Origin of the sequence: Pseudomonas sp. GL-RE-26, assembly GCF_019956275.1 — a bacterium.
GTDB classification, from domain to species: domain Bacteria; phylum Pseudomonadota; class Gammaproteobacteria; order Pseudomonadales; family Pseudomonadaceae; genus Aquipseudomonas; species Aquipseudomonas grandcourensis.
The window spans coordinates 539,271-563,696 of sequence record NZ_JAHBDI010000011.1 but is presented as its reverse complement, the minus strand read 5'-3'; the positions used below and the strand labels follow the sequence as shown (position 1 = coordinate 563,696).

The window sequence follows — 24,426 nt, the reverse complement described above, 5'->3', positions numbered from 1 at the left end:
CGAGCCTGCTCGCTCCCACAAGGGAACACCACTGCTTTCAGAGATATATTCCCACCCGAATCAATACTCGATCCGCACATCGCCTTTCGGCACGCTGCAGCACGACAGGATGAACCCTTCGGCTTCGTCTTCCTCGGTGATCCCGCCGTTGTGCTCCATCTCCACTTCGCCGCCCAGTTTCAACACCTTGCAGGTGCCGCAGATGCCCATGCCGCACGCTTTCGGAATCATCAGGCCGACCTTGGCCGCCGCTGCATGCACGGTCTCGCCCGGGGCCACGCGGATGCTCTTGCCGGAGGTGGTGAATTCCACTTGATGCAAGTCCGCGGCGTCGACTTCCGGTGCCTCGGCCGCTTGTTCGGCGTGTTCCACGGCGTCAGCGCGCGCCTCTGGCGGGGTCGCTCCGAAGGATTCTTCGTGATAACGCGACATGTCGAAGCCAGCGGCTTCCAGCAAGCGCTTGACCGCATTCATATACGGTGTCGGGCCGCAGCAGAATACTTCGCGCTCAAGGAAGTCAGGCGTCATCAATTCAAGCATTCTGTGGTTCAGGTAACCGCGATAACCGGCCCATGGCTCACCCATGCCGTGCTTCTCGCAGATCAGGTGCAGGCTGAAGTTCTCGATCCGCGACGCCATGTGTTCCAGCTCACGGTGGTAAATGATGTCTTTAGGCGAACGGGCGCTGTGGATAAACACCATGTCGACATTGCCGTTGGTGTCGTAGAACCAGCGCGCCATGGACATGACCGGCGTGATACCAACGCCGCCGCTGAGGTAGAGCACCTTCGGCGCGGTGAAGTCCATGGCATTGAACAGCCCGACCGGCCCGTGCACCGCCAGCTCCTGGCCTTCGTGCAGGGTGTCGTGCAGCCAGTTGGACACCTTGCCGCCCGGCACGCGCTTGATGGTCACCGAAAAGCTGTACGGCACCGATGGCGAGCTGGAAATGGTGTACGAACGCATGATCGGCTGGCCTTCAATCTCCAGCTCCAGGGTGACAAACTGCCCCGGTTTGAAGAAGAACAGGATCGGCTGGTCGGCCATGAAGCAAAAGGTGCGCACATCCCAGGTTTCCTGGATGACTTTGACGCAACGGACGATGTGTCGACCATTGGCCCAGGTCTGGGTGGTTACCGGGTTCAGGAAGCTGTTGGACATGCTGATCTCCACGGCCGACTGTCGGCCTTCATGTTGGCGATTCTGCGTATAGCGCGAACCATCCATTTACCTATCTGCGACATTGACATGCTTATCGCGACCAGCCCCCAACGACCGGGGCTTGCGCGTCGGGAACAGATTGCACCATGTCGCCCATGGATAAGGTTCTGGCCAGCGCCGGCCCCACACTCGCCCCATACCAAGACACATTCTTTACACCTTGCGTAGCAACCCTGATTAGCCACTTTCGCCGGCCACACAGAATGGCCTTGAGGATTAAACGATGGACGTCACTACTACCCTGAGCCTGGGCGATCCGCTGGAACCCGCACGCAAGGCCACCGCACAGATGCTGCAAGAGCGCGAGCGCACGTTCTCGCTGCCGCAGCCGTTTTACTCCGACGAGCGCCTGTTTGATATCGACATGCAGGAAATCTTTCAGAAAGAGTGGTTGATCGCCGGCATGACGTGCGAGATCCCTACCAAGGGCAACTACCTGACCCTGCAGATCGGCAAGAACCCGATCATCGTGATCCGTGGCGCCGAAGGCGTGGTGCATGCGTTCCACAACGTCTGCCGCCACCGTGGCTCGCGCCTGTGCACCAGCGACAAGGGCAAGGTCGCCAAGCTGGTTTGCCACTACCACCAGTGGACCTACGAACTGGACGGCCGCCTGCTGTTCGCCGGCACCGAAATGGGCGCCGACTTCGACATGAAAGAGTACGGCCTCAAGCCGGTGAACGTGAAGACCGCCGGCGGCTACATCTTCATCAGCCTGGCGGAGAATCCGCCGGCCATCGATGACTTCCTGTCGACACTGAACCATTACATGGAACCGTACGACATGGAGAACACCAAGGTGGCGGTGCAAACCACCTTGATGGAAAAGGCCAACTGGAAACTGGTGCTGGAAAACAACCGCGAGTGCTACCACTGCAACGCGTCGCACCCGGAACTGCTGAAAACCCTGCTGGAGTGGGACGACGTCACCGACCCGCGCGCCGACCAGGCCTTCAAGGACCACGTCGCCGCCTCCGCCGCTGCCTGGGAAGCCGAGAAGATCCCTTACGCCCACGCCAGCTTCGGCCTGCGTAACCGCATCGTGCGCATGCCGCTGCTCAAGGGCACCGTGTCGATGACCATGGACGGCAAGCAGGGCTGCGCCAAGTTGATGGGCCGCATCCAGAACCCGGACCTGGGCTCGATGCGCATCCTGCACCTGCCGCACTCGTGGAACCACTGCATGGGCGACCACATCATCGTGTTCACCGTGTGGCCGATCAGCGCCCAGGAAACCATGGTCACCACCAAGTGGATCGTGCACAAGGACGCGGTCGAAGGCGTGGACTACGACGTGGAGCGCATGCGCCAGGTCTGGGACGCCACCAACGACCAGGACCGTCGTCTGGCCGAAGAGAACCAGCGCGGCATCAACTCCACTGCGTACCAGCCTGGGCCTTACTCCAAGACTTATGAGTTTGGTGTGGTGAACTTCGTGGACTGGTACAGCGAGCGTCTGCTGAGCAACCTGGGGGCCGAGCCTGCGCCGTACCTCAAGGGTGTCCCGGTTAGCGGCTAAACATCAAAAGCATCGCGAGCAGGCTCGCTCCCACACTCGATCTGTGTCGTTCACAGATCCACTGTAGGAGCGAGCCTGCTCGCGATGGCACCCTCTGCATCAACACAATCCTCTCGGTAATTCCTCTCCTCATTAGAACTGCACGAAATATGACCTATCTCGTTCAGGCCTATGCCCGCCGCACCTCCCAGCCTTCCGCGAACAAGTTATCCACATCTCCACCCACAGCTATTGGGGACAACTGTGGACAGACCGCAAAATTTCTCCACAAAACCCAAAGAAAAATCGTGACTTATCCAGAAGCATGCTTCCACGAGCGGACTGGTCGTTTTTTGATCAAAAGCCTGAAAGGCACGGACTGCGTAGCTTTCAGAGGATGGCAAACACCTTATCCACAGAAGCGCCAACAGACTTTGGGGTTAACTTCGAAGGCTCTGTGGAAAACCGCTACAACCCGCAAAAAACCGGTGTTTGCACGGAATTCTACGGCTCACAACCATCAATTGATCACTTTTTGATCGCAACCATGAAAGCCGCTGTTTATAAGGCCTACAGCCGATAGCAAACATCTTATCCACAGAAGCGCCAACAGAGATTGGGGGCAAGTCTGCACCCACAACAGCACTTATCCCGTTGAAAAAGCTTGGAAAAACCACGGACAGGACTGGTTGTTTTTTGACCTGAGGCTTGCAGGGCCTGATTTATATGGGGTGTAGCCATGGGCGAACATGTTATCCACAGAACCACCAACAGGGATTGTGGGTAAACACCGAAGTTGTTCAGATTTTATTGAGACATGAGCGACCTGAATCCAGATCCAGGTTCAATTCAAAGTCTTTGAACGCGTGCCATCCGAGCAATATTGACGGGACGTATTGCCCGCCTATCAGCGACGGCGGGATGGTAAAGCCCGGGTAGTATTTGTAGGTGACCGCCATGGTGTTGCCTTGCAGGGCCAATACGCCGTCGAAGCGTTGGAAGCGTTTGTTGTTGCCGGTGTAAACGTTCGAGCCTCCCGGTGTCAGCGCCTGCACAACGCTGACTTGCCTGCCGGGCGACGAGGCCGTCAAGTAGTCGACATTTCCGGTATCGATGATGGCCTGCGTTGCCCGGCGATCCAGCTGTGCGGCCACCACCAACCGTTGATTGAGATCCAGGCGGCTAATGGCAATCGGCGCATCACAGCGTGTGGCCGGCGGCGGATTCAGCTCCAGTGTTCTGCTGGTGATCTTCAAGCGCCCCAGCTTGCTGATCAGATCCAGCCCCAACAGATTGTCCCGGTCGCTGACAAAGACCAGGACATTCCTGAACTCGCGGGTGCCGACTTTCAGCGACCCGAGAACTCCCAGCCTCGCGGCCAAGCCTTTTTCGCCATAAAACGTGCTGTAGCGATAAAAAGCATCGGGCAACAACCTGATGCCCAACTGTTTCGCAGTGTCGATGTTGACCCGGGTTTGCGGTGCGCCCGTGTCCAGAACAAAACGCGCCGAGACACCATTGGCCGCGCCGACCTCGATAAATGGCAGCACTTGTTCAGCGTTGTAGAAGTCGTCGGCATACGGATAGAGCGGCAGCACCTCATACCGCGTCGAACCGTTGACCGTGAAATCGCCGGTCGCCGCCAGGACAGCCAGTGATTTGCTGCCAAACGTGGAGAACAGCGGCTTCAGATCGGCGCTGGCCGCAATCGCCCGGGCATGCCTGGCCTTGATCGCCAGGTAGTACTCGGGGATTTGATTGGCGGCCTTGGCTTCGAGCAATCTGGCGAAGACCGTCACCGAGCAGCTGAGGTGTCTGTCGGCATCCAGTACCTTGTCGCACTGTTGCCGCAGTTGCGCCAGGGACGCGTTGCGGCCTTGTTCGGAGTCTATCCAGCGGTAAAAATCCTGATCAGCCTCGGACGCCTTTGTCTGGGCGGCAGAGATCAAGCCTGTGGATAACCACATGGCCGATGCACAGAGCGCCAGAAGAGCGAAAGTCTTCATATTCAGGCCAGTCATAAAAACAGGGTTTTATGAGTCAGCGCTGAATGTCTGAAAGCTCCCGAAAACGTGCCGCACCCTTGATCAGCGCATGGAAAACTGTAGCTCACCGGGCTGACGGGTGTGGTGCGGGACGAAGAGATCCTGTGGGAGCGAGCTTGCTCGCGATGACGGAGTATCAGTCAACATCAATGCCGCCTGATACCACGCTTTCGCGAACAAGCCGCCCCCACAGTGTTTGTTAGCGAACCACACCTTCTTCAATCAGCAATTTGAGGATGGCCTCGGCCCCGGCTTGCGCCGTCACGCCCTTGAGTACCTGCCCGCCTCCACCACTGGCCTTGGCCGTCGCGGCTTTCATTCGGTCGGCACCGCTCTTGGCCTTGATCACCTTCAGACGCTTGGGCCTTGGCTTGGCCGGTTGCAGGGTTGCGACCGCGAGCAGTTCATCGTCGATGACCTCGACGTCCTGCGCTTGCAGCACGCCGCGTCGGGCCGGGCCGTAAGCGCTCTGCCGAGGCTTGGGTGCAGCGTTATCCACCGTCGCCAGAAACGGCAGGCGTACCTTCAGCCGACGACGTTGACCGCGGGGCAAGGCTTGCAGCACCAGCGCCGAACCGCCATCGATGGACTCGACCTGCGCCAGTCCCACCACCAGCGGCCAGCCCAGGCTTTCGGCCAGCAGGAAGGGCAACATGCCCGAGCCTTCACCGGTTTCCGCCTGGCTACCGGTCAACACCACCTGCGCCCCGGCATCGCGCAAATAGTCGGTCAGCGCCGGTAGCGCGTCGGCGCCTTGCGGTTGTTCCAGCACATGCAGTTGCTCAAGCCCCATGCCCAGGTAGGCGCGCAATGCAGGCTCGGAAATGTCGCCGGCATGCAGCACCTGCAAGTTATCCCCAGCCAATTGCAGGCCCAGTTCAACCGCCCGCGCATCCTGCTCCGCGCGACGCGGCCGACCGGATGTCGGGTGGGCGCCGATGGACACCAGGCTGATGATTTTCGTGCTCATAACCCTTTCCTTCCCTTAAGCCGCATCGCGCTTGGCGTCGTTGCGGTAAGCCTCTACCGCCTCGATCAAGGCTTGAAGAATCTCCGCGCTCTCGCCAATCACCGAGAGGTCCGCACGCTTGATCATGTCGCAGCCCGGGTCGAGGTTGATCGCCACCACCTTGTCGCAGGCACCAATGCCTTGCAGGTGCTGGATCGCCCCGGAAATCCCCACCGCCACATAGACCCGTGCAGTGACCCAGGTGCCGGACGCGCCGACCTGGCGGTCGCGGGCCATGAAGCCGTCGTCCACCGCCACCCGCGATGCGCCTTCGGTCGCGCCGAGGGCTTCGGCGGTCCTGTGGAAAAGTCCCCAGTCCTTGACCCCGTTGCCACCGGAGAAAATGAACTCGGCTTCGGCCATTGGAATTGCCGCCGGATCGACGGCCACCGCGCCCAGATCTTCGATCCGCGACAGGCTGCGCGCCACAGTTGTGGATAACTCCACGGCCAAGGCTTCGTGACGGGTTTCGCTGACCGGTTCGGCGCACTCGGCAGCCGCCAGAATCAATCGCGCCAGCGGCCGGGCAAGGTCTTGCAGACCTGCGCCAGCACGGCCGATGCACTCCTGATCCTTGACCTGCCAGACCCGCGTGGCCGGGCGCTCGCCCAGTGCCGCAGCAAAACGACGGCCGAGTTCGCCACCGCCACTGCGGCTGTCCGGCAGCAACCAGTGACGCGGGCTGAACTGGTTATCCACAGCCCGCAGGCCCTGGACCCGTTGCTCCGGTGCATAACCGTTGAATTCTTCGCCTTCCAGCACCAGCAGGCGGTCGACGCCCGCCGTGGCGAAAGCGTTTTCCTTGTGTTCGCCGAACACCACGGCCAGCACTGCGCCGTCCTTGCCGGCCAGTTGATGGGCCAGGCCCAGCAGGTCGCGGTCGTGACTGCTCAAGCGACCACCGACCATGTCCGGCACCACGCTGATGTAAAACGCAGGCGCGGTCACCTGATGCAGCGGCAATTGTACTTCCACGGCAGCCGAGCGCTTGGTCGCCCCGCCCTGCTGAGCGCCGCTGCGGTCGATGCGTTTGATACCGTTGGGGCCGATGAAACCGACTCCATGGGGATTCTTGCGGATGACGCCGTTAGGCCCCATCCAGCTGTGTTGCGCCGGCTGCATGGCTGCGTGCAGCGGGTGCAGACGGTTGCGGGCAATCCATTCGGCCCGCGGGTCGCGGCGGATAATGTCGCTCATCAGTGGGCCTCCGCTGGTTCACGTTGGGCCGGCGTAGAGGGTTTGGAGGCGGCTTCTTCCAGCAACGCGTCGGCCACCAGCTCGGCAATGTCCTTGATCATCGGCCGGGGTTCGACCACGCCTTCGAGCATCGCGGTGCATTGTGGACAACCCACGGCCACCAGTTCGGCGCCGGTTTCGCGGATGTCTTCCATGCGCATGTCGGGAATGCGTTGCTTGCCGGGAATGTCGGTGATCGGCGCGCCGCCACCACCGCCGCAGCAGCGCGAGCGGAAGCCGGAACGTTGCATCTCTTTCACTTCGATCCCTAGGGCGCGTAACACCTGACGCGGTGCCTCGTATTCGCCGTTGTAGCGGCCGAGGTAGCACGGGTCGTGGTAGGTCACGCTGTCGCCTTTGTGCTGACCGAGATTGAGCGCGCCAGCATCGATGATTTCCGCCATGTAGGTGCTGTGGTGCTGCACCAGGTAGTTGCCATCGAAAGCGCCATACTCGTTTTTCAGCACGTGGAAACTGTGCGGATCGCAGGTGACGATGCGGTTGAAACTGTATTTGGCCAGAGTCTGGATGTTGCGCTTGGCCAACAGCTGGAAGGTCGCTTCGTCGCCCAGGCGCCGAGCCACGTCACCGCTGTCGCGTTCTTCGAGGCCGAGCACCGCGAAGTCGATTTTCGCCGCTTTCAGCACTTTGACGAACGCACGCAGGGTGCGCTGGTTACGCATGTCGAAGGCACCGTCGCCAACCCAGAACAGCACGTCGGTGGATTTCTTTTCGCTGAGCAGATTGAGGTTCAAGTCTGCTGCCCAGTTCATCCGCCCTCCCGGCGCGAAACCGCCCGGGTTGTCGGTGGCGATCAGGTTTTCCAGCACCTCGGCGCCCTTGTTCGGGGTGGCGCCTTTTTCCAGGGTTAGATGACGGCGCATGTCGACGATGGCATCGACGTGCTCGATCATCATCGGGCATTCCTCGACGCAGGCGCGGCAGGTGGTGCACGACCACAGGGTCTCGGCATCCACCAGGCCGTTGACGATCGGTTGATGCGGATTACCCGCGTGTTCGCCAATCGGCTTGCCCGGATACGGGCTGCCGGCGAACTTGGCGTCAGTGCCACCGGCCAGGCCGACGACCATGTCCTGAATCAGTTTTTTCGGGTTCAACGGCTGGCCGGCGGCGAACGCCGGGCACGCCGCTTCGCATTTACCGCACTGCACGCAGGCGTCGAAGCCGAGCAATTGGTTCCAGGTGAAATCCTTGGGTTTTTCCACGCCCAGTGGCGCGGTCGGGTCATTCAAGTCCAGAGGCTTGAGGCCCGTGGAACGACCGCCACCGAAGCGTTCTGCGCGACGGTGCCAGGCCAGGTGCAGCGCACCGGCGAAGGCGTGTTTCATCGGCCCGCCCCAGGTCATGCCGAAGAACAGCTCCGACACGCCCCACAACACGCCAACCCCGAGAATCGCCGCCAACAGCCAGCCACCGAAGTTTTCCGGGAGGATCCCTGCCACCGGCAGGGTCAACAGGAAGAACGAGACCGAGAACGCCAGCAGGCTTTTCGGCAGGCGCATCCACGGGCCTTTCGACAGACGGGACGGCGGGTTGCGCCGACGCAGGTAAACAAAGATCGCACCAACGAACATCACCGCTGTCATCAGCAGCAACGCATAGCCGAGGAAGCGGTTATGCAGGCCGAAACCATGCACCAGGATCGCCAGCACGATGGACGCCACCGCACCGCCGGCCGTGGCGACGTGGGTGTTGGCAATGTATTTGTCCCGCGCGACCACATGGTGCAAGTCGACCATGTAGCGCTTGGGCATGGCGAACAGGCCGCCGATCAGGTCGACTTTCGAAGCCCGGCCCCGGCGCCACATGGCCACCCGCCGCAACGCGCCCAGGACACCAAGGCCCAGGGCTGCGAACAACAGGATTGGAAGAAGGGTGTTCAACATGGTGAAGCTCCCAAAGACCTCGGGTCTTGCAAGGGTTCATGTGCTTGCCGTTAAAGGCCTGACACCGACCTGTGGCGAGGGGGCTTGCCCCCGTTCGGCTGCGAAGCAGTCGTAAATCGGTCAAATGCATTTTTTACTGACAGACCGCATTGACTGATTTTGGGGCCGCTTCGCAGCCCAACGGGGGCAAGCCCCCTCGCCACAGTGATGATGGTGATACTGTTAGAAATCCTTGCACAACCGCAGCGCGTCATAGATCGCAGCGTGTGTATTACGCTGAGCCACGCAGTCGCCGATACGGAACAGCAAGTAGCCGTCACCCGTGGTGCTCAGCGATGGCTGCGGCTTGATCGCGAACAAGGCTTCGATGTCCATCTGGCCTTTGTTGCGCGAGCCTTCCTTCAGCGAGTAGTAGATTTCTTCGTCCGGACGCACGCCGTTTTCCACCACCACCTGGTCGACCACCCGCTCCTCTTTGGCGCCGGTGTATTCGTTTTCCAGCACCGCCACCAGCTTGTCGCCTTCGCGGTAGACCTTCTCCAGCATCATGTCCCCGGTCATGATCACTTCTTTGGGGTACATGCTGCGGTAGTAAGTCGGGAACGACGTACCGCCGATGGCCACGCCCGGTTTGATGTCGTCGGTGACGATCTCGACCTGGCTGCCCTTGTCGGCGAGGAAGTCGGCCGTCGACATCCCGGTGAACTCGCAAATGGTGTCGTAGACCAGTACGTTCTTGCCCGGTGCAACCTTGCCATCAAGGATGTCCCAACTGCTGACCACCAGGCCTTCAGCCGCGCCCCAGTGTTCGTTCTGCTCCAGGAATGGATGGCCGCCGACGGCGAGCACCACCACGTCTGGACGCAAGTCGAGAATGGTTGCCGCATCGGCCGCCACGCCCAGGCGCAGGTCAACTTTCAAACGCGCCAATTCCAGTTGGAACCAGCGGGTAATACCGGCGATCTGGTCCCGTTGCGGGGCTTTCGATGCGGTCGTGATCTGGCCACCGATGAATTCTTTCTTCTCGAACAGGGTCACGTCGTGGCCACGTTCGGCCGACACGCGAGCGGCTTCCATCCCGGCAGGACCGGCACCGACCACCACAACTTTGCGCTTCACACCGGTCGACTTCTCGATGATGTGCGGCACGCCCATGTATTCACGGGAGGTCGCGGCGTTCTGGATGCAAAGTACGTCCAGGCCTTGGTACTGACGGTCGATGCAGTAGTTGGCGCCGACGCACTGTTTGATCTGGTCGACCTGGCCCATCTTGATCTTGGCGATCAGGTGCGGGTCGGCGATGTGGGCGCGGGTCATGCCGACCATGTCGACGTAGCCGCCCTCCAGAATACGGGTCGCCTGGTTCGGGTCCTTGATGTTCTGCGCGTGCAGTACAGGTGCCTTGACCACTTCCTTGATACCGGCCGCCAGATGCAGGAACGGCTCCGGTGGATAACTCATGTTGGGGATAACGTTGGCCAGGGTGTTGTGGGTGTCGCAACCCGAGCCGACCACACCGATGAAGTCGATCATGCCGGTGTCGTCGTAGTACTTGGCGATCTGCTTCATGTCCTCATGGGACAAGCCATCCGGGTGGAACTCATCACCGCACAGACGGATGCCGACGCAGAAATCCGGACCGACTTCCTTGCGCACAGCCTTGATCACTTCCAGGCCGAAACGCATGCGGTTCTCGAAGCTGCCGCCCCATTCATCGGTACGCTTGTTGACCCGCGGGCTCCAGAACTGGTCAATCATGTGCTGGTGCACGGCCGACAGTTCGACGCCGTCCAGGCCACCGGCCTTGGCCCGCGCCGCAGCAGTGGCGTAGTTGCCGATCACCCGCCAGATTTCTTCCGGCTCGATGGTCTTGCAGGTCGCACGGTGCACCGGCTCACGGATGCCCGACGGCGACAGCAGGGTTGGCCAGTGCTCGCCGTCCCAACGGGAACGACGGCCCATGTGGGTAATCTGGATCATGATCTTGGCGCCATGCTTGTGCATGGCATCGGCCAGGTTCTGGAAGTGCGGAATGATCCGGTCGTCCGCCAGGTTCACCGACTTCCACCAGCCTTGCGGGCTGTCGATGGCCACGCTGGAGGAGCCGCCGCAAATCGCCAGGCCGATCCCACCCTTGGCTTTCTCTTCGTAATACTTGACGTACCGGTCGGTGGTCATGCCGCCGTCGGTGGCATAGACCTCCGCGTGCGCGGTGCTGAGCACGCGGTTGCGGATGGTCAGTTTGCCGATCTGGATCGGCTGGAACATTGCTTCGAAAGCCATGGCGGGTTCCTCGACTTACAACGGCTTGACGGTGAACAAGCCGTCTTCGTGGCCCTCTTCGGAGCCACCGTAGACTTGTTCGGCCACGGTGCGGATCTTGCTGCCGCGAGCGGCGAGGATCTGATCCATCGCCCCTGCAAACCAGCCGGTGAACATGTAGTCGACCTTGCGCCCGACCTTGCCGTACACGTAGACGAACGCCGAGTGTTCGAGCTTGACGCTGGCGGTGCCTTTGTCGAGGTCGATGTCCTGGATCTTGAACAGGCCCCAGCCACGCTGCGACAGGCGCTTCATGTAGTGTTCGAACACTGCGACGCCTTCCAGGCCGTGGCATTCGGCTTCTTTTTCACACCAGTGCCAGGCGGACTTGTAGCCGGCCTTGTAGAGGATTTCGGCGTAGGCTTCAGCGCCCAGCACTTCCTCGATGCCCATGTGGTTGTTGACGAAGAAATGACGTGGCACGTACAGCATCGGCAGGGCGTCGGAGGTCCAGACACCGGTTTCGCTGTCGACTTCGATTGGCAATTGCGGGGCGATCTTGGCCATGGAAACTTAACTCCAGAAAATTTGTTGTGTTGCCCGCTGCACGGACGGCAGCGGGAAAGGATTCAGAAGTGCGGCGGCTTATTCGCCCCAGACATCTTTCAAGACGTTGACCCAGTTCTCGCCCATGATCTTGCGTACCACGCGCTCGGAGTGGCCGCGCTTGAGCAGGGTCTCGGTCAGGTTCGGGAACTCGCCCACGGTGCGGATGCCCAGCGGGTTGATGATCTTGCCGAAGCTGGTCAGACGGCGGGCGTAGCCCTTGTCGTGGGTCAGGTATTCGAAGAAGTCCTGGCCGTGGCCCTGGGTGAAGTCGGTGCCGATACCGATGGCGTCTTCGCCGACGATGTTCATTACGTACTCGATGGCTTCGGCGTAGTCGTCGATGGTCGAATCGATGCCCTTGGCCAGGAACGGCGCGAACATGGTCACGCCGACAAAGCCGCCGTGGTCGGCAATGAACTTGAGTTCTTCATCGGACTTGTTGCGCGGGTGCTCCTTGAGCCCCGACGGCAGGCAGTGGGAGTAGCAGACCGGTTTCTTCGATTCGAGGATGACTTCTTCGGAAGTCTTGGAACCGACGTGGGACAGGTCGCACATCACGCCTGCCCGGTTCATCTCGGCGACGATTTCGCGACCGAAGCCCGACAGGCCGCCGTCACGCTCGTAGCAACCGGTGCCCACCAGGTTCTGGGTGTTGTAGCACATCTGCACGATACCGACGCCAAGCTGCTTGAAGACTTCGACATAGCCGATCTGGTCTTCAAAGGCGTGGGCATTCTGGAAGCCAAAAAGGATGCCGGTCTTGCCCTGCTCCTTGGCTTTACGGATGTCGGCGGTGGTGCGGACCGGAATCACCAGGTCGCTGTTCTCGCGGATCAGCTTCTGGCTGGCGGCGATGTTGTTGACGGTGGCCTGAAAGCCCTCCCACACCGACACGGTGCAGTTGGCTGCCGTCAGACCGCCCTTGCGCATGTCTTCGAACAGCTCGCGGTTCCATTTGGCAATGATCAGACCGTCGATAACGATGCTGTCGGCGTGTAATTCGGCTGGGCTCATCAGGCTGTCCCCTTGTTGGCGATTCATGCGCCGAATCGTCTGCCGGCGCTTTGGGGCCAGCATATGCCTCGGTGCCTAAGCAGCCGGGTGCAAAAACGACAGGGGAATTGCCGAAAGCGTCAATCCGCGACAAAGGGTCGTCGCCAGGCACAATCACCGACCTGTTCAAGGCCGCCTGCTTGGGCCAGAATTCGCCGCATCACTGGATGCTTCACTGGACAAGAGCGGCAACGATAATGAAATCGATCATTCTGGCAATGGCACTGATTGCGACCGGCGTACACGCAGCGGAGGTGTCCGACGACAACCCGTGCGACAAAGTCGAAAACGACGTCCAGACCCTGGAATGCTCGGCCTTCAGCAAAACCACCGCCGAAGACCTGCTCAAGGAAAACCTCCAGGGCCTGGCCGAGCGCATGCAGTCGCAGTACGGCAAAACCCCGTCGCAACTGGCCGACATCACCGCCAAGATCAAGGCCGCCCAACAGCAATGGCTGAAGACCCGCGACGCAGACTGCGCCGTCGAAGCCTTCCCGACTACCGCTGGCAGCAAGGCGTTCACCATTGCCCAGAACGATTGTGTGGCGCGGATGAGTGATGAACGGTCGGAGTTTTTGGAGTCGATTGGGCAGGAGTAGTCCTGAAAATTCCGGTGAAAGCTGGGACTACCACCAGCTTTCAATCGCCCAAAAACCCTTTTCCCACAAAGTACTCTGATCTGACCTACAGCTTCTGTCCAAAGCCGCTGTTCTGTGGACTTTTCACGCAACATGCCGACAAATGTTGTTGATGGCCAACCATAAAAATATAAGCAAAGATTCGCAATTCTTATAAAAGACTTATATTTTTCCGAGATGAACGCACCTACTGACATCCAAATCATCAATGACGCCGAAGGTAATCCAGCCTTCGTGGTCATTCCCTATGCACAATACGTGGCGCAGAAAATCGAACCCGACTTGATCCCCCATGAGGTGGTGAGCCGAATCGTCGATGGCGCTACTCCCATCCGCGCCTGGCGCGAACACTTGAACCTTACCCAGGAAGAAGTGGCCAAACGCATGGGCATCACTCAACCGGCCTTCGCCCAGCAAGAGACTGTCGCCAAGCCTCGCAAGGCCACCCGCGAGAAGATCGCTGCGGCTTTTGGCATCACCGCCAGTCAGCTTGAGCTGTAAGCTACACACCCTCTGTCACTAATGGGATTGAACATGAAAGTCTGCGGCATCGAAATCAAAGGCAGCGAAGCGATCATCGCCGTGGCCACGCTGGACGGTCAGGCGCTGGGCCATGTCGCGCTCGCCACCAAGAAAATTGCCCTGGACGATGACGACGAAGCCGCCAACGTCAAAGTGTTCGCCGCTCAGGTCGCCTCGTTTGTCCGCGAGAATTCCATCGACCGCATCGCGATCAAGAAGCGCAGCAAGAAAGGCGAGTTCGCTGGCGGGCCGACCACCTTCAAGATCGAAGGGGTTTTCCAGTTACTGGAGAATTGCGAGGTAGCCCTGCTGTCGCCGCAGACCATCAATGCCCAGGCCAAGAAGCACAATTTCGAACTGCCAGGGACGCTGAACAAATATCAGCATGAGGCTTACAAAGCGGCGTGTTCGGCGTTGGTGAAGAAGTAATCTCAGGCACCGCTGTACAACTGTAGGAGTGAGCCTGCTCGCGATAGCGGTGCATCAGTCGACATGAATGTGTCTGACAGACTGCCTTCGCGAGCAGGCTCACTCCTACAGGGTTTTCGGGTGTTTATGCTTTCGCGGTACGCCGGTCCTCCCGCGGACAGCGCTCATACTTCGCCCGATAACTGCGGGTGAAATACGACGGCGATTCAAACCCGCAGGCAATGCTCACTTCAAGCACGCTCATATCCGTCTGCCGTAGCAACTGCCGGGCCTTTTCCAGCCTTAACCGCAGGTAGAAATTGCTCGGCGTGTCGTTCAGATGCAGGCGAAACAGGCGCTCCAGTTGTCGCCGCGTCACCTTGATCGATTCCGCCAGTTCCAGCGTGCTCAGCGGCGGTTCGCTGTGCTGCTCCATCTCGCCGATCACGTGCACCAGTTTCTTGTTGCTGATGCCATAGCGCGTGGCTACTTCCATGCGCTGGTGGTCTTTGCGTGGGCGGATGCGGCCGAGCACAAATTGCTCGCTGACCTGAATAGCCAATTCCGGACCGTGGGCCTGGGCGATCAAATCCAGCATCAGGTCAATGGAAGCGGTGCCGCCGGCAGAGGTGATGCGCCGGCGGTCGATCTCGAACAGTTCCTGGGTGACGCTGAGCTGTGGATAAGATTCCTTGAAGGCGTCGATGGCTTCCCAGTGCAAGGTCAGGCGATGACCGTCGAGCAAACCCGCCTCGGCGAGGATGAAGCTGCCGGTGTCGATGGCGCCTAGGGTCACCCCTTCGTGGTCCAGGCGGCGCAGCCAGTGCTCCAGCGCCGGGGTGGTGAACTTCAGGGGCTCGAAGCCGGCGACCACCAGCAGCGTCGCGCCTTTCTTGAGCGGTTCCAGCGCCGCGTCGGCGTTGACCGACATGCCGTTACTGGCCAGCACCGCCCCGCCATCAGCGCTCAGCACATGCCAGCGATACAGCTCGCCACGAAATCGATTAGCGACCCGCAACGGCTCGATGGCCGAGATAAATCCGATGGCCGAGAAACCCGGCATCAACAAGAAGTAGAAATCCTGGGACATGGAGCGCACTCGCTTAGCAGGTAACAAGAGGCCAGGTAACGAGAGGGCGGGCAGCGTAGGGATGTTGATACGCCAGTTGCGAGCGGCATTCAAGAGCACAGGTCGCTGCAGTGCAAGAGCTGGTCGCCGCAGTGCGCTTTCATCGGTGCTTTGCTGCGTAACTTGGCATCACCGGCGCATCAGACACCGGAACTCACAATAAACGAACTGCCGAGGAACCTGAGATGAAACGACTGATCAGCAGCTGTGTTCTTGCACTCAGTGGTACCGCTTTGCTGAGCGCCAGTGTCATGGCAGCCGAACCCGCCGCGTGCCAGAACGTGCGCATGGGTGTAGTGAACTGGACCGACGTGATCGCCACCAGCGCCATGACCCAGGTATTGCTCGATGGCCTCGGCTACAGCACCAAACAAACCAGCGCCTCCCAGCAAATCATCTTCGCCGGGATCCGCGACCAGCGTCTGGACCTGTTCCTCGGCTACTGGAACCCGCTGATGACCCAGACCATCACCCCGTTCGTCGACGCCAAACAGGTCAAGGTGCTTGAAGCGCCAAGCCTGCAGGACGCCCGCGCGACCCTAGCCGTGCCGACCTACCTCGCCGACAAGGGCCTGAAAACCTTCGCTGACATCACCAAATTCGAAAAAGAACTGGGCGGCAAGATCTACGGCATCGAGCCTGGCTCGGGCGCCAACACCCAGATCAAGGCGATGATTTCCAAGAACCAGTTCGGCCTCGGCAAGTTCCAGCTGGTCGAGTCCAGCGAAGCCGGCATGCTCGCCGCCGTGGATCGCGCCGTACGTCGCAATGAAGCCGTGGTGTTCTTCGGCTGGGCGCCGCACCCGATGAACGTCAACGTGAAAATGACCTACCTCACCGGCAGTGAAAACGCCCTTGGGCCGGACGAAGGAAAGGCCACGGTGTGGACCGTCACTGCACCGACATACGCCGAGCAATGCCCGAACATCGGTCGCCTGCTGAGCAACCTGACGTTCACCGCCGAAGACGAGAGCCGGATGATGCAGCCACTGCTGGATCACAAGGACGCTTTCGAGTCGGCCAAGCAATGGATCAAGGATCACCCGCAGGACAAAAAGCGCTGGCTTGAAGGCGTCACCACCTTCGATGGCAAACCGGCCGCTGAAAACCTGCAACTGACCAGTAAATAAACCCGATAGAACCACCGACTCGCAGCCCCGACGGGCTGCGAACGGGACCACCACGCCTGGCCAAAACCAAAAACTCGCCTGTAAGGAACCGCCCAAATGAACCACGACGTCATCATCACCTGCGCACTCACCGGTGCTGGCGACACGACCGCCAAGAGCCCACACGTGCCGGTCACCCCGAAACAAATCGCCGCTGCCGCCGTGGAAGCCGCCAAGGCCGGCGCCACCGTGGTTCACTGCCATGTGCGTGACCCGCAAACCGGCAAGTTCAGCCGTGACGTGGCGCTGTACCGCGAAGTGATGGAGCGCATCCGCGAGGCGGACGTCGACATCATCGTCAACCTCACCGCCGGCATGGGCGGCGACCTGGAAATCGGTGCCGGCGAAAACCCGATGGAATTCGGCCCGAACACCGACCTGGTCGGCCCGCTGACCCGCCTGGCCCACGTCGAAGAACTGCTGCCGGAAATCTGCACCCTCGACTGTGGCACCCTGAACTTCGGCGACGGCGACACCATTTACGTCTCCACCCCGGCCCAGCTGCGCGCTGGCGCCAAACGCATTCAAGAGCTGGGCGTGAAAGCCGAGCTGGAAATCTTCGACACCGGCCACCTGTGGTTCGCCAAGCAGATGATCAAGGAGGGCCTGCTCGACAACCCGTTGTTCCAGCTGTGCCTGGGCATCCCTTGGGGCGCGCCGGCAGACACCACCACCATGAAAGCCATGGTCGACAACCTGCCGGCCGACGCGGTCTGGGCGGGCTTCGGTATCGGTCGCATGCAGATGCCGATGGCGGCGCAAGCGGTGTTGCTCGGCGGCAACGTACGGGTCGGACTGGAAGACAACCTGTGGCTGGACAAGGGCGTGCTGGCGACCAACGGCCAACTGGTCGAGCGCGCCGGTGAAATCCTCAGCCGCCTCGGTGCCCGCGTCCTGACCCCGGCTGAAGGCCGGGCAAAAATGGGCCTGACCAAGCGCGGTTGACCCTTACACACTTTCCCCCTGTGGGAGCGAGCTTTTGTGGCGAGGGGGCTTGCCCCCGTTGGGTCGCGAAGCGGCCCTAAAACCAGAAACTGCTGTGTTTCAGACACACCAAGCTCAATGGTTTACGACTGCTTCGCAGTCGAACGGGGTGGTGCGGCATTCCGACAAGCCCCCCTCGCCACAGAGCTCGCTCCCACAGTTTTTTTCCGAGCCAAATTCAGGAAATTGCCATGACCTTCATCACCGAAATCAAAACCTTCGCAGCGCTGGGCAGCGGTGTCATCGGCAGCGGCTGGGTGTCCCGCGCCCTCGCCCATGGTCTGGATGTAGTGGCCTGGGACCCGGCGCCCGGCGCTGAAGCTGCCTTGCGCAAACGCGTTACAAGTGCCTGGGGCGCGCTGGAAAAACAAGGCCTGGCGCCGGGTGCATCGCAGGATCGCCTGCGTTTTGTCGCGACCATCGAAGAGTGCGTGCGCGATGCCGATTTCATCCAGGAAAGCGCCCCGGAGCGTCTGGAACTGAAACTGGACCTGCACAGCAAAATCAGCGCGGCGGCCAAACCCAATGCGTTGATCGGCTCCAGCACCTCCGGCCTGTTGCCGAGCGAGTTCTACGAGAGCGCCACGCACCCGGAACGTTGCGTGGTCGGTCACCCGTTCAACCCGGTTTACCTGCTGCCATTGGTGGAAGTGGTCGGCGGCAAAAACACCGCCCCTGAAGCGGTGCAAGCGGCGATGAAAGTTTACGAATCCCTCGGCATGCGCCCGTTGCACGTGCGCAAGGAAGTACCGGGTTTCATCGCCGACCGCCTGCTCGAGGCGCTGTGGCGTGAGGCGCTGCACCTGGTCAACGACGGCGTGGCGACTACCGGTGAAATCGACGATGCAATCCGCTTCGGTGCCGGTTTGCGCTGGTCGTTCATGGGCACGTTCCTGACCTACACCCTGGCGGGTGGCGATGCCGGTATGCGTCACTTCATGGCGCAGTTCGGCCCGGCGTTGCAATTGCCGTGGACCTACCTGCCGGCGCCAGAGCTGACCGACAAGCTGATCGACGACGTGGTCGACGGCACCAGCGATCAACTGGGCAAACACAGCATTTCGGCACTGGAGCGCTATCGTGATGACTGCCTGCTGGCGGTGCTGGAGGCGGTGAAGACCACCAAAGAGAAGCATGGGATGGCTTTCAGCGAGTAAGCCCAGGCCTTGGGGCCAGCAGCACTGGCCCCATCGCGAGAAAGCTAGCTCCTACAGGGGGAATGCATTCCAATGTAGGAGCGAGCCTGCTCGCGAAAGCGCCGGTACAGTCACCACAAATCTCGGAACCAGAACCATGCCCACCCTGACAACTTACCAAACCAAAATCATCCCCGACTGGGTCGACTACAACGGCCACCTGCGCGACGCCTTCTACCTGCTGATCTTCAGCTACGCCACCGATGCCCTGATGGATCGCCTGGGCCTGGACAGCAACAGCCGCGAGGCCAGCGGCAACTCGCTGTTCACCCTCGAACTGCACCTCAATTACCTGCACGAAGTGAAGCTCGACGCCCAGGTCGAAGTGCACACCCAAATCATCGCCCACGACAGCAAGCGCGTTCACCTCTATCACAGCCTGCATCTGGTCGGTGATGCCCAGGAGCTTGCTGGCAACGAACAGATGCTGCTGCACGTGGAACTCGCCGGGCCGCGTTCGGCGCCGTTCAGCGAACTGTCCTTGGGCCGGCTGCAAGCTATCGTCGCCGAACAGGCGGACCTGCCAACACCCGAGTACATTGGCCGAGTGATCGCATTACCCCCAAAAAAATAACAAGGAGATCGCCATGAACACCGCCGTAGCATTTGCCGACTTTCGTACCTATCCGTTGATCAGCGCGCTGACTGGCGTGCAGACCCTGGCGGACCGTGTTCTGGTGAAGTGGGCCGACGATCGCGTCAGCCCTTTCCACCATCAATGGCTACGGGATAACTGCCCGTGCCCGCAGTGCGTCTACAGCGTGACCCGCGAGCAAGTGCTTGAAATCGTCGATGTGGCTGAAGATCTGATGCCCGATAACGCCAGTATCGACGGCGATGGCTGTTTGTCGGTTGATTGGCAGGACGGCCACTCAAGCCGTTTCGACCCTGGCTGGCTGCGCGCCCATGCCTATGACGACGAATCCCGCGCCGAGCGTCAGCAGCGCAAGCCTAAAGCCAGGCTCTGGCACAGCGATTTGCAGTTGCCAGTGTTCGAATACCAGGCGCTGATGAACGACTCGCAAGCGTTACTGCAATGGCTGCTGGCGGTGCGGGATGTGGGATTGACCCAGGTCCGTGGCGTGCCCACCGAGCCCGGCTCGTTGAAGCTGATCGCCCAACGAATTTCCTTCATCCGCGAGAGCAATTTCGGCGTGCTGTTCAACGTGCAATCCAAGGCCGACGCCGACAGCAACGCCTACACCGCCTTCAACCTGCCGCTGCACAGCGACTTGCCGACCCGAGAGTTGCAACCGGGGCTGCAATTTTTGCATTGCCTGGTCAATGACGCCGAGGGTGGCGAAAGCATTTTTGTCGACGGTTTTGCCATTGCCGACGCCTTGCGCCGAGAGGCCCCCGAATCCTTCAAAAGCCTCTGCGAAATCCCCGTGGAGTTTCGCAACAAGGACCGTCACAGCGACTACCGCTGTCTGGCGCCGATCATTGCACTGGATGCGTTGGGGCAGGTGTCTGAGATCCGCATGGCGAACTTTCTGCGCGGGCCGTTCGATGCCTCGGTGGAGCAGATGCCCAAGCTGTATCAGGCCTACCGGCGCTTTATCGCGATGACCCGCGAGCCTCGGTTCAGGTTGATGCAGCGGCTCAATCCCGGTGAACTGTGGTGCTTCGACAACCGCCGCACCCTGCATGCCCGCAACGCCTTCGACCCCGCCACCGGGGCGCGGCACTTCCAGGGCTGCTATGTGGACCGGGATGAGTTGTTGTCGCGGATTCTGGTGTTACAGCGCTAGACCGCGTCATCGTTCTTCGCGAGCAGGCTCGCTCCCACAGTTGATCGGATTCTCCCATAGGAACGCGGCTGAATGTGGGAGCGGGCTTGCTCGCGAAGGCGGTATATCAATCAACACAAAACCCACTGAATCACAGGCAAAAAAAACCCCGATCAAGCCGTGACAGGATCGAGGCAGAGGGTACTGTTGAGGAGCTGCCGTGCGAGGGTGACCAAACCTTCGTGAAGCGAGCTGAGTCCAGTGTGCCCACTCCCCCGCGGGCCAGGTTAGCCGAAAACGACATGTTCATAACCAATTGAGCCATTGCGACAATTCGTCCTTGCCGACACCCGGCACCCCTACCAGAATCGAACCACGACACCGTTCCCTGAAGAAGGATTGCGTCATGATGCACGCCGATTTGATAGACCAGGAAGACCTGTTGGGCCAGCTCAAGTCGTTGGGATTCAACGTGCCCAATGGAGCCACTGCCGAGCAGGCTTGCGAGTGCGTGGTAAGGGGCCTGGACGATGCCCGGGCGTATGAACTTCGCAAGATGGTCAAGGAGATGTACACCAGCAGCGCGACGATCCTGCCGGCAGTGCGCCAGGCCATCGACAAACAATTGCTGCCGGCGTTGGCGGAGTATCAGCAAAACCACACCACCCGATAAAACGCCTTCGCGAGCAGGCTCGCTCCCACATTGGTTCTGTGAACAACACAGATCAAATGTGGGAGCGAGCCTGCTCGCGAATGAAGTCGCCCCGGTCTAGAGCCTTACACTGGCAAACGTCGACTCATTGCGCGCCTGGCTCAGCGCCGACAACGGCCCGGACAACGGTGACAGCACCAGCGCTTGTGGCAACGGCATCATCGCCACTTGCTGGGTGGTGTTGGACCCTACGCGCTCGTCACGCGGCGGAATGCCGAAGTATTCGCGGTAGCACTTGGAGAAGTGCGGCGTGGACACGAAGCCACAGACCGACGCCACTTCGATGATCGACATCGGCGTTTGCTTGAGCAGCTGGCGCGCGCGGATCAGGCGCAGTTTCAGGTAGTAACGCGACGGCGAGCAGTGCAGGTACTTCTGGAACAACCGCTCGAGCTGACGACGGGACACCGCGACATACACCGCCAGTTCGTCCAGGTCGATCGGCTCTTCGAGGTTGGCTTCCATCAACGCGACGATTTCCTGCAACTTCGGCTGGTTGGTGCCGAGCATGTGCTTGAGCGGCACTCGCTGGTGATCCTGCTCGTTGCGGATGCGCTCGTAGACGAACATTTCCGAAATGGCCGCCGACAGCTCACGACCGTGATCGCGGCTGATCAAGTGCAGCATCATGTCCAGCGGCGCGGTACCGCCGGAGCTGGTGAAACGGTTACGGTCGAGGGTGAATAAGCGGGTACTCATCGCTACACGGGGGAAAGCTTCCTGCATCGCCGCCAGGCATTCCCAGTGCACGCTGCAATCAAACCCGTCGAGCAGGCCGGCGCAGGCCAGGGCCCAACTGCCGGTGCACACCGCGCCAAGGCGGCGGGACTGGCGAGCCTGGCTTTGCAGCCATGACACGTGTTCGCGGGTAACAGTGCGTTGGATGCCGATGCCGCCGCAAACAATCACGGTATCCATTGGCGGGGCTTTGTGCATGGAGGCGTCGGGGGTGATCTGCAGGCCGTCACTGGCCCAGACCTGGCCGCCGTCGACGGTGAGGGTGGTCCAGCGATACAGCTCGCGACCGGACAACTGGTTGGCCATGCGCAGGGGTTCCACTGCGGAGGCCAGAGAAATCAGCGTGAAATTGTCCAGCAGCAGAAAGCCGATGGATTGAGGCGCACGGTTCTGGGGTTGGGCCCCGGAGTTGAACGTCGTCATCGCGGTATCTCCTCACACAAAGCGGGTGATGGCCTCAGGCGGAGGCTCTTTTTATTGCCATCGTTCTCGCGTGGGAGACGGGCTTTGTAATGACAGAGCAATTGCCATGCCTAAATTTGAATGCGCGTTCAATAACTCCTAAAAACGACGTCGGAATGTGTCTATATATGTCTTGCAAGGCGGGGGGATTTAAATGGCCATCAGGACTGGCAAGCGCCCCGGCCCACAAGCCGTGAGCAATTCGGTAGCACTTGTGGGAACGGCGTTGCGCCGCGATGGAAAGGAGTGTCACCGCAGGCACGGGTGACGGGCGGTCGAAGGCCGGTTGGCCCTCGATCAGTGGCAAGACGATTTATCTGTGAGCGACGCGCTAAAAGGTGGCGCGTTTTCGAGCGGGTGTTCACTTAGCGCGCAGTTTTGACTGGTCCGTGGCGAGGGGGCTTGCCCCCGTTCGGCTGCGAAGCAGTCGTAAAAGTTTTAGGGCCGCTTCGCGACCCAACGGGGCGGTGCGGCGGTCCGACAAGCCCCCTCGCCACAGGGTCAATACGGTCTCAGCACTCCACCGCGCTAACCGCCAACCCACCCCGCGATGTCTCCTTGTATTTGTCATGCATGTCGGCACCGGTATCGCGCATGGTGAGGATCACCCGATCCAGCGAAATGAAGTGCTGACCATCACCGCGCAAAGCCATCTGCGCGGCGTTGATCGCCTTCACCGCGGCAATCGCGTTGCGCTCGATGCACGGCACCTGGACCAGTCCACCCACCGGGTCGCAGGTCAGGCCTAGGTTGTGCTCCAGACCGATTTCCGCCGCGTTGCACAGTTGCTCTGGCGTGGCGCCAAGGATTTCCGCCAGCCCGGCCGCCGCCATGGCGCAGGCCGAACCGACTTCGCCCTGGCAGCCGACTTCGGCACCGGAGATCGAGGCGTTCTTCTTGCACAGGATCCCCACCGCCGCCGCGCCGAGGAAATAATCGACGACATTGGCGTCGGTCACCACCTCGCTGAATTTCATGAAGTAGTGCAGCACTGCCGGAATGATCCCCGCCGCGCCGTTGGTCGGTGCCGTGACCATACGCCCGCCGGCGGCGTTTTCTTCGTTGACCGCCAGGGCGAACAGGTTGACCCATTCCATGGCGCTCAAGGTTGAGCCGATCACGTTGGGTTTGTTCAGCTCCTGCAGGCTGCGATGCAGCTTGGCCGCGCGGCGGCGCACGTTCAGCCCGCCGGGCAGGATGCCTTCGTGTTTGAGGCCTTGTTCGACGCAATCCTGCATGGCGCGCCAGAGCTTCATCAGGCCGCTGCGGATTTCCTCCTCGCTGCGCCACACCCTCTCGTTAGCCATCATTAACTCAGCCACGCGCAAGTTGTGCTTTTTACACAGCTCCAGCAGCTCGGCCGCACTGGAAAAGTCATAAGGCAACACGGTGCGGTCGAGGTCGACGACACCGCTGGAGGCCTGCGCCTCATCGACGACAAATCCGCCGCCAACCGAATAGTAGGTGTCGCGATACAACTCGCCGTCATCACCTTCGACAATCAGGGTCATGGCGTTGGGGTGGAATGGCAGGTTCTCGTCGATCAGGCGCATGTCCCGGGCCCAGATGAAGGGCACTGGCAGGCGACCGTCGAGCAGCAGAGTATCGGTCTCACGCAGGGTGGCGATACGAATGCCGATTTGCGACGGATCGATCGCATCCGGCCACTCGCCCATCAGGCCCATGATCACCGCATTGTCGCTGCCGTGGCCGATGCCGGTGGCCGACAACGAGCCGAACAGCTGGACTTCGACACGCCGCACCTGCTCAAGCAGCCCGCGCTCGCGCAGGCCCTGCACAAACAACGCCGCCGCCCGCATGGGCCCCACGGTGTGTGAACTGGAAGGGCCGATGCCGATTTTGAACAGGTCGAAAACACTGATAGCCATTACTGCCGA

The 24,426-nt window shown here is 60.6% G+C and carries 21 protein-coding genes; 10 read left to right on the top strand and 11 right to left on the bottom strand.

What is annotated here, in order from left to right; genetic code table 11:
* Positions 1-60: 60 nt before the first annotated feature.
* Positions 61-1,161, bottom strand: coding sequence for a glycine-betaine demethylase subunit GbcB (gene gbcB, locus KGB07_RS10135; RefSeq protein ID WP_046039551.1), 1,101 nt, complete (start codon positions 1,159-1,161; stop codon positions 61-63).
* A gap of 283 nt (positions 1,162-1,444) precedes the next feature.
* Between gbcB and gbcA the strand changes: the two genes are divergently transcribed.
* Positions 1,445-2,740 carry a glycine-betaine demethylase subunit GbcA gene (gbcA, locus tag KGB07_RS10130; RefSeq protein ID WP_046039375.1) on the top strand — a complete coding sequence of 432 codons (1,296 nt, stop codon included), beginning with the start codon at positions 1,445-1,447 and terminating at the stop codon, positions 2,738-2,740.
* 779 nt (positions 2,741-3,519) lie between these two features.
* Here gbcA and KGB07_RS10125 read toward each other — a convergent pair.
* The 7 genes from KGB07_RS10125 to KGB07_RS10095 form a co-directional block, all read right to left on the bottom strand.
* Entirely contained in the window at positions 3,520-4,686 is a 1,167-nt protein-coding gene (locus KGB07_RS10125; protein ID WP_046039373.1) for a retropepsin-like aspartic protease, read from the bottom strand.
* Between the two features lie 277 nt (positions 4,687-4,963).
* Positions 4,964-5,734, bottom strand: coding sequence for an electron transfer flavoprotein subunit beta (locus KGB07_RS10120; protein WP_046039371.1), 771 nt, complete (start codon positions 5,732-5,734; stop codon positions 4,964-4,966).
* A 15-nt stretch (positions 5,735-5,749) separates the two neighbouring features.
* Positions 5,750-6,970 (bottom strand): electron transfer flavoprotein subunit alpha/FixB family protein, encoded by a 1,221-nt coding sequence (locus KGB07_RS10115; protein WP_046039370.1) that lies wholly within the window; start codon positions 6,968-6,970, stop codon positions 5,750-5,752.
* Positions 6,970-8,916 (bottom strand): dimethylglycine demethylation protein DgcB, encoded by a 1,947-nt coding sequence (gene dgcB / locus KGB07_RS10110; RefSeq protein ID WP_046039368.1) that lies wholly within the window; start codon positions 8,914-8,916, stop codon positions 6,970-6,972. Before dgcB ends, KGB07_RS10115 begins: the two co-directional genes overlap by 1 nt.
* Before the next feature lie 222 nt (positions 8,917-9,138).
* A complete protein-coding gene (gene dgcA, locus KGB07_RS10105) occupies positions 9,139-11,199 on the bottom strand; it encodes a dimethylglycine demethylation protein DgcA (protein ID WP_046039367.1) in 2,061 nt (686 codons plus the stop codon).
* 15 nt (positions 11,200-11,214) lie between these two features.
* Positions 11,215-11,745 (bottom strand): DUF5943 domain-containing protein, encoded by a 531-nt coding sequence (locus tag KGB07_RS10100; protein ID WP_008048169.1) that lies wholly within the window; start codon positions 11,743-11,745, stop codon positions 11,215-11,217.
* 78 nt (positions 11,746-11,823) lie between these two features.
* Positions 11,824-12,801 carry a dipeptidase gene (locus KGB07_RS10095; RefSeq protein ID WP_046039549.1) on the bottom strand — a complete coding sequence of 326 codons (978 nt, stop codon included), beginning with the start codon at positions 12,799-12,801 and terminating at the stop codon, positions 11,824-11,826.
* Positions 12,802-13,037: 236 nt separating this feature from the next.
* On the opposite strand from KGB07_RS10095, the gene KGB07_RS10090 reads away from it, so the two are divergent.
* The 3 genes from KGB07_RS10090 to KGB07_RS10080 all read left to right on the top strand — a co-directional run bounded on the left by KGB07_RS10090 (position 13,038) and on the right by KGB07_RS10080 (position 14,429).
* The gene (locus tag KGB07_RS10090; protein WP_046039366.1) at positions 13,038-13,439 is read left to right on the top strand and encodes a lysozyme inhibitor LprI family protein; all 402 of its coding nucleotides are present in this window, start codon (positions 13,038-13,040) and stop codon (positions 13,437-13,439) included.
* Between the two features lie 216 nt (positions 13,440-13,655).
* Entirely contained in the window at positions 13,656-13,979 is a 324-nt protein-coding gene (locus KGB07_RS10085) for a helix-turn-helix domain-containing protein (protein ID WP_046039364.1), read from the top strand.
* A gap of 33 nt (positions 13,980-14,012) precedes the next feature.
* Positions 14,013-14,429 carry a DUF3010 family protein gene (locus tag KGB07_RS10080; RefSeq protein WP_046039547.1) on the top strand — a complete coding sequence of 139 codons (417 nt, stop codon included), beginning with the start codon at positions 14,013-14,015 and terminating at the stop codon, positions 14,427-14,429.
* A gap of 124 nt (positions 14,430-14,553) precedes the next feature.
* Here KGB07_RS10080 and KGB07_RS10075 read toward each other — a convergent pair whose 3' ends face one another.
* Complete coding sequence (locus tag KGB07_RS10075; RefSeq protein WP_046039362.1) at positions 14,554-15,498, bottom strand: GlxA family transcriptional regulator; 945 nt, start codon at positions 15,496-15,498, stop codon at positions 14,554-14,556.
* Positions 15,499-15,722: 224 nt separating this feature from the next.
* Here KGB07_RS10075 and choX point away from each other — a divergent pair, with 224 nt between their 5' ends.
* The 6 genes from choX (at position 15,723) to KGB07_RS10045 (ending at position 21,289) form a co-directional block, all read left to right on the top strand.
* Positions 15,723-16,667 (top strand): choline ABC transporter substrate-binding protein, encoded by a 945-nt coding sequence (gene choX, locus KGB07_RS10070; protein WP_046039360.1) that lies wholly within the window; start codon positions 15,723-15,725, stop codon positions 16,665-16,667.
* A 96-nt stretch (positions 16,668-16,763) separates the two neighbouring features.
* Entirely contained in the window at positions 16,764-17,651 is an 888-nt protein-coding gene (locus KGB07_RS10065) for a 3-keto-5-aminohexanoate cleavage protein (protein WP_008048151.1), read from the top strand.
* A 230-nt stretch (positions 17,652-17,881) separates the two neighbouring features.
* Positions 17,882-18,847 (top strand): L-carnitine dehydrogenase, encoded by a 966-nt coding sequence (locus tag KGB07_RS10060; RefSeq protein ID WP_223465290.1) that lies wholly within the window; start codon positions 17,882-17,884, stop codon positions 18,845-18,847.
* Between the two features lie 136 nt (positions 18,848-18,983).
* Complete coding sequence (locus KGB07_RS10055; protein WP_223465289.1) at positions 18,984-19,460, top strand: thioesterase family protein; 477 nt, start codon at positions 18,984-18,986, stop codon at positions 19,458-19,460.
* A 13-nt stretch (positions 19,461-19,473) separates the two neighbouring features.
* The gene (locus KGB07_RS10050; protein WP_223465288.1) at positions 19,474-20,637 is read left to right on the top strand and encodes a gamma-butyrobetaine dioxygenase; all 1,164 of its coding nucleotides are present in this window, start codon (positions 19,474-19,476) and stop codon (positions 20,635-20,637) included.
* A 385-nt stretch (positions 20,638-21,022) separates the two neighbouring features.
* Positions 21,023-21,289 (top strand): hypothetical protein, encoded by a 267-nt coding sequence (locus tag KGB07_RS10045; RefSeq protein WP_046039350.1) that lies wholly within the window; start codon positions 21,023-21,025, stop codon positions 21,287-21,289.
* Positions 21,290-21,385: 96 nt separating this feature from the next.
* On the opposite strand, the gene KGB07_RS10040 is transcribed toward KGB07_RS10045, so the two are convergent.
* Both KGB07_RS10040 and KGB07_RS10035 read right to left on the bottom strand, forming a co-directional pair.
* Positions 21,386-22,489: a GlxA family transcriptional regulator gene (locus tag KGB07_RS10040; protein WP_007975492.1), complete on the bottom strand. Its 1,104-nt coding sequence runs from the start codon at positions 22,487-22,489 to the stop codon at positions 21,386-21,388.
* Positions 22,490-23,040: 551 nt separating this feature from the next.
* Entirely contained in the window at positions 23,041-24,417 is a 1,377-nt protein-coding gene (locus KGB07_RS10035; protein WP_223465287.1) for an L-serine ammonia-lyase, read from the bottom strand.
* Positions 24,418-24,426: the final 9 nt, after the last annotated feature.

Coding starts and splice junctions, on each gene's coding strand:
- KGB07_RS10125 (WP_046039373.1), bottom strand. CDS start 4,686: ATGTGGTTATCCACAGGCTTGATCTCTGCCGCCCAGACAAAGGCGTCC.
- KGB07_RS10050 (WP_223465288.1), top strand. CDS start 19,474: ATGAACACCGCCGTAGCATTTGCCGACTTTCGTACCTATCCGTTGATC.
- KGB07_RS10045 (WP_046039350.1), top strand. CDS start 21,023: ATGATGCACGCCGATTTGATAGACCAGGAAGACCTGTTGGGCCAGCTC.
- KGB07_RS10080 (WP_046039547.1), top strand. CDS start 14,013: ATGAAAGTCTGCGGCATCGAAATCAAAGGCAGCGAAGCGATCATCGCC.
- KGB07_RS10095 (WP_046039549.1), bottom strand. CDS start 12,801: ATGAGCCCAGCCGAATTACACGCCGACAGCATCGTTATCGACGGTCTG.
- dgcB (WP_046039368.1), bottom strand. CDS start 8,916: ATGTTGAACACCCTTCTTCCAATCCTGTTGTTCGCAGCCCTGGGCCTT.
- gbcB (WP_046039551.1), bottom strand. CDS start 1,161: ATGTCCAACAGCTTCCTGAACCCGGTAACCACCCAGACCTGGGCCAAT.
- gbcA (WP_046039375.1), top strand. CDS start 1,445: ATGGACGTCACTACTACCCTGAGCCTGGGCGATCCGCTGGAACCCGCA.
- KGB07_RS10055 (WP_223465289.1), top strand. CDS start 18,984: ATGCCCACCCTGACAACTTACCAAACCAAAATCATCCCCGACTGGGTC.
- choX (WP_046039360.1), top strand. CDS start 15,723: ATGAAACGACTGATCAGCAGCTGTGTTCTTGCACTCAGTGGTACCGCT.
- dgcA (WP_046039367.1), bottom strand. CDS start 11,199: ATGGCTTTCGAAGCAATGTTCCAGCCGATCCAGATCGGCAAACTGACC.
- KGB07_RS10120 (WP_046039371.1), bottom strand. CDS start 5,734: ATGAGCACGAAAATCATCAGCCTGGTGTCCATCGGCGCCCACCCGACA.
- KGB07_RS10060 (WP_223465290.1), top strand. CDS start 17,882: ATGACCTTCATCACCGAAATCAAAACCTTCGCAGCGCTGGGCAGCGGT.
- KGB07_RS10085 (WP_046039364.1), top strand. CDS start 13,656: ATGAACGCACCTACTGACATCCAAATCATCAATGACGCCGAAGGTAAT.
- KGB07_RS10075 (WP_046039362.1), bottom strand. CDS start 15,498: ATGTCCCAGGATTTCTACTTCTTGTTGATGCCGGGTTTCTCGGCCATC.
- KGB07_RS10100 (WP_008048169.1), bottom strand. CDS start 11,745: ATGGCCAAGATCGCCCCGCAATTGCCAATCGAAGTCGACAGCGAAACC.
- KGB07_RS10090 (WP_046039366.1), top strand. CDS start 13,038: ATGAAATCGATCATTCTGGCAATGGCACTGATTGCGACCGGCGTACAC.
- KGB07_RS10065 (WP_008048151.1), top strand. CDS start 16,764: ATGAACCACGACGTCATCATCACCTGCGCACTCACCGGTGCTGGCGAC.
- KGB07_RS10115 (WP_046039370.1), bottom strand. CDS start 6,970: ATGAGCGACATTATCCGCCGCGACCCGCGGGCCGAATGGATTGCCCGC.
- KGB07_RS10035 (WP_223465287.1), bottom strand. CDS start 24,417: ATGGCTATCAGTGTTTTCGACCTGTTCAAAATCGGCATCGGCCCTTCC.
- KGB07_RS10040 (WP_007975492.1), bottom strand. CDS start 22,489: ATGACGACGTTCAACTCCGGGGCCCAACCCCAGAACCGTGCGCCTCAA.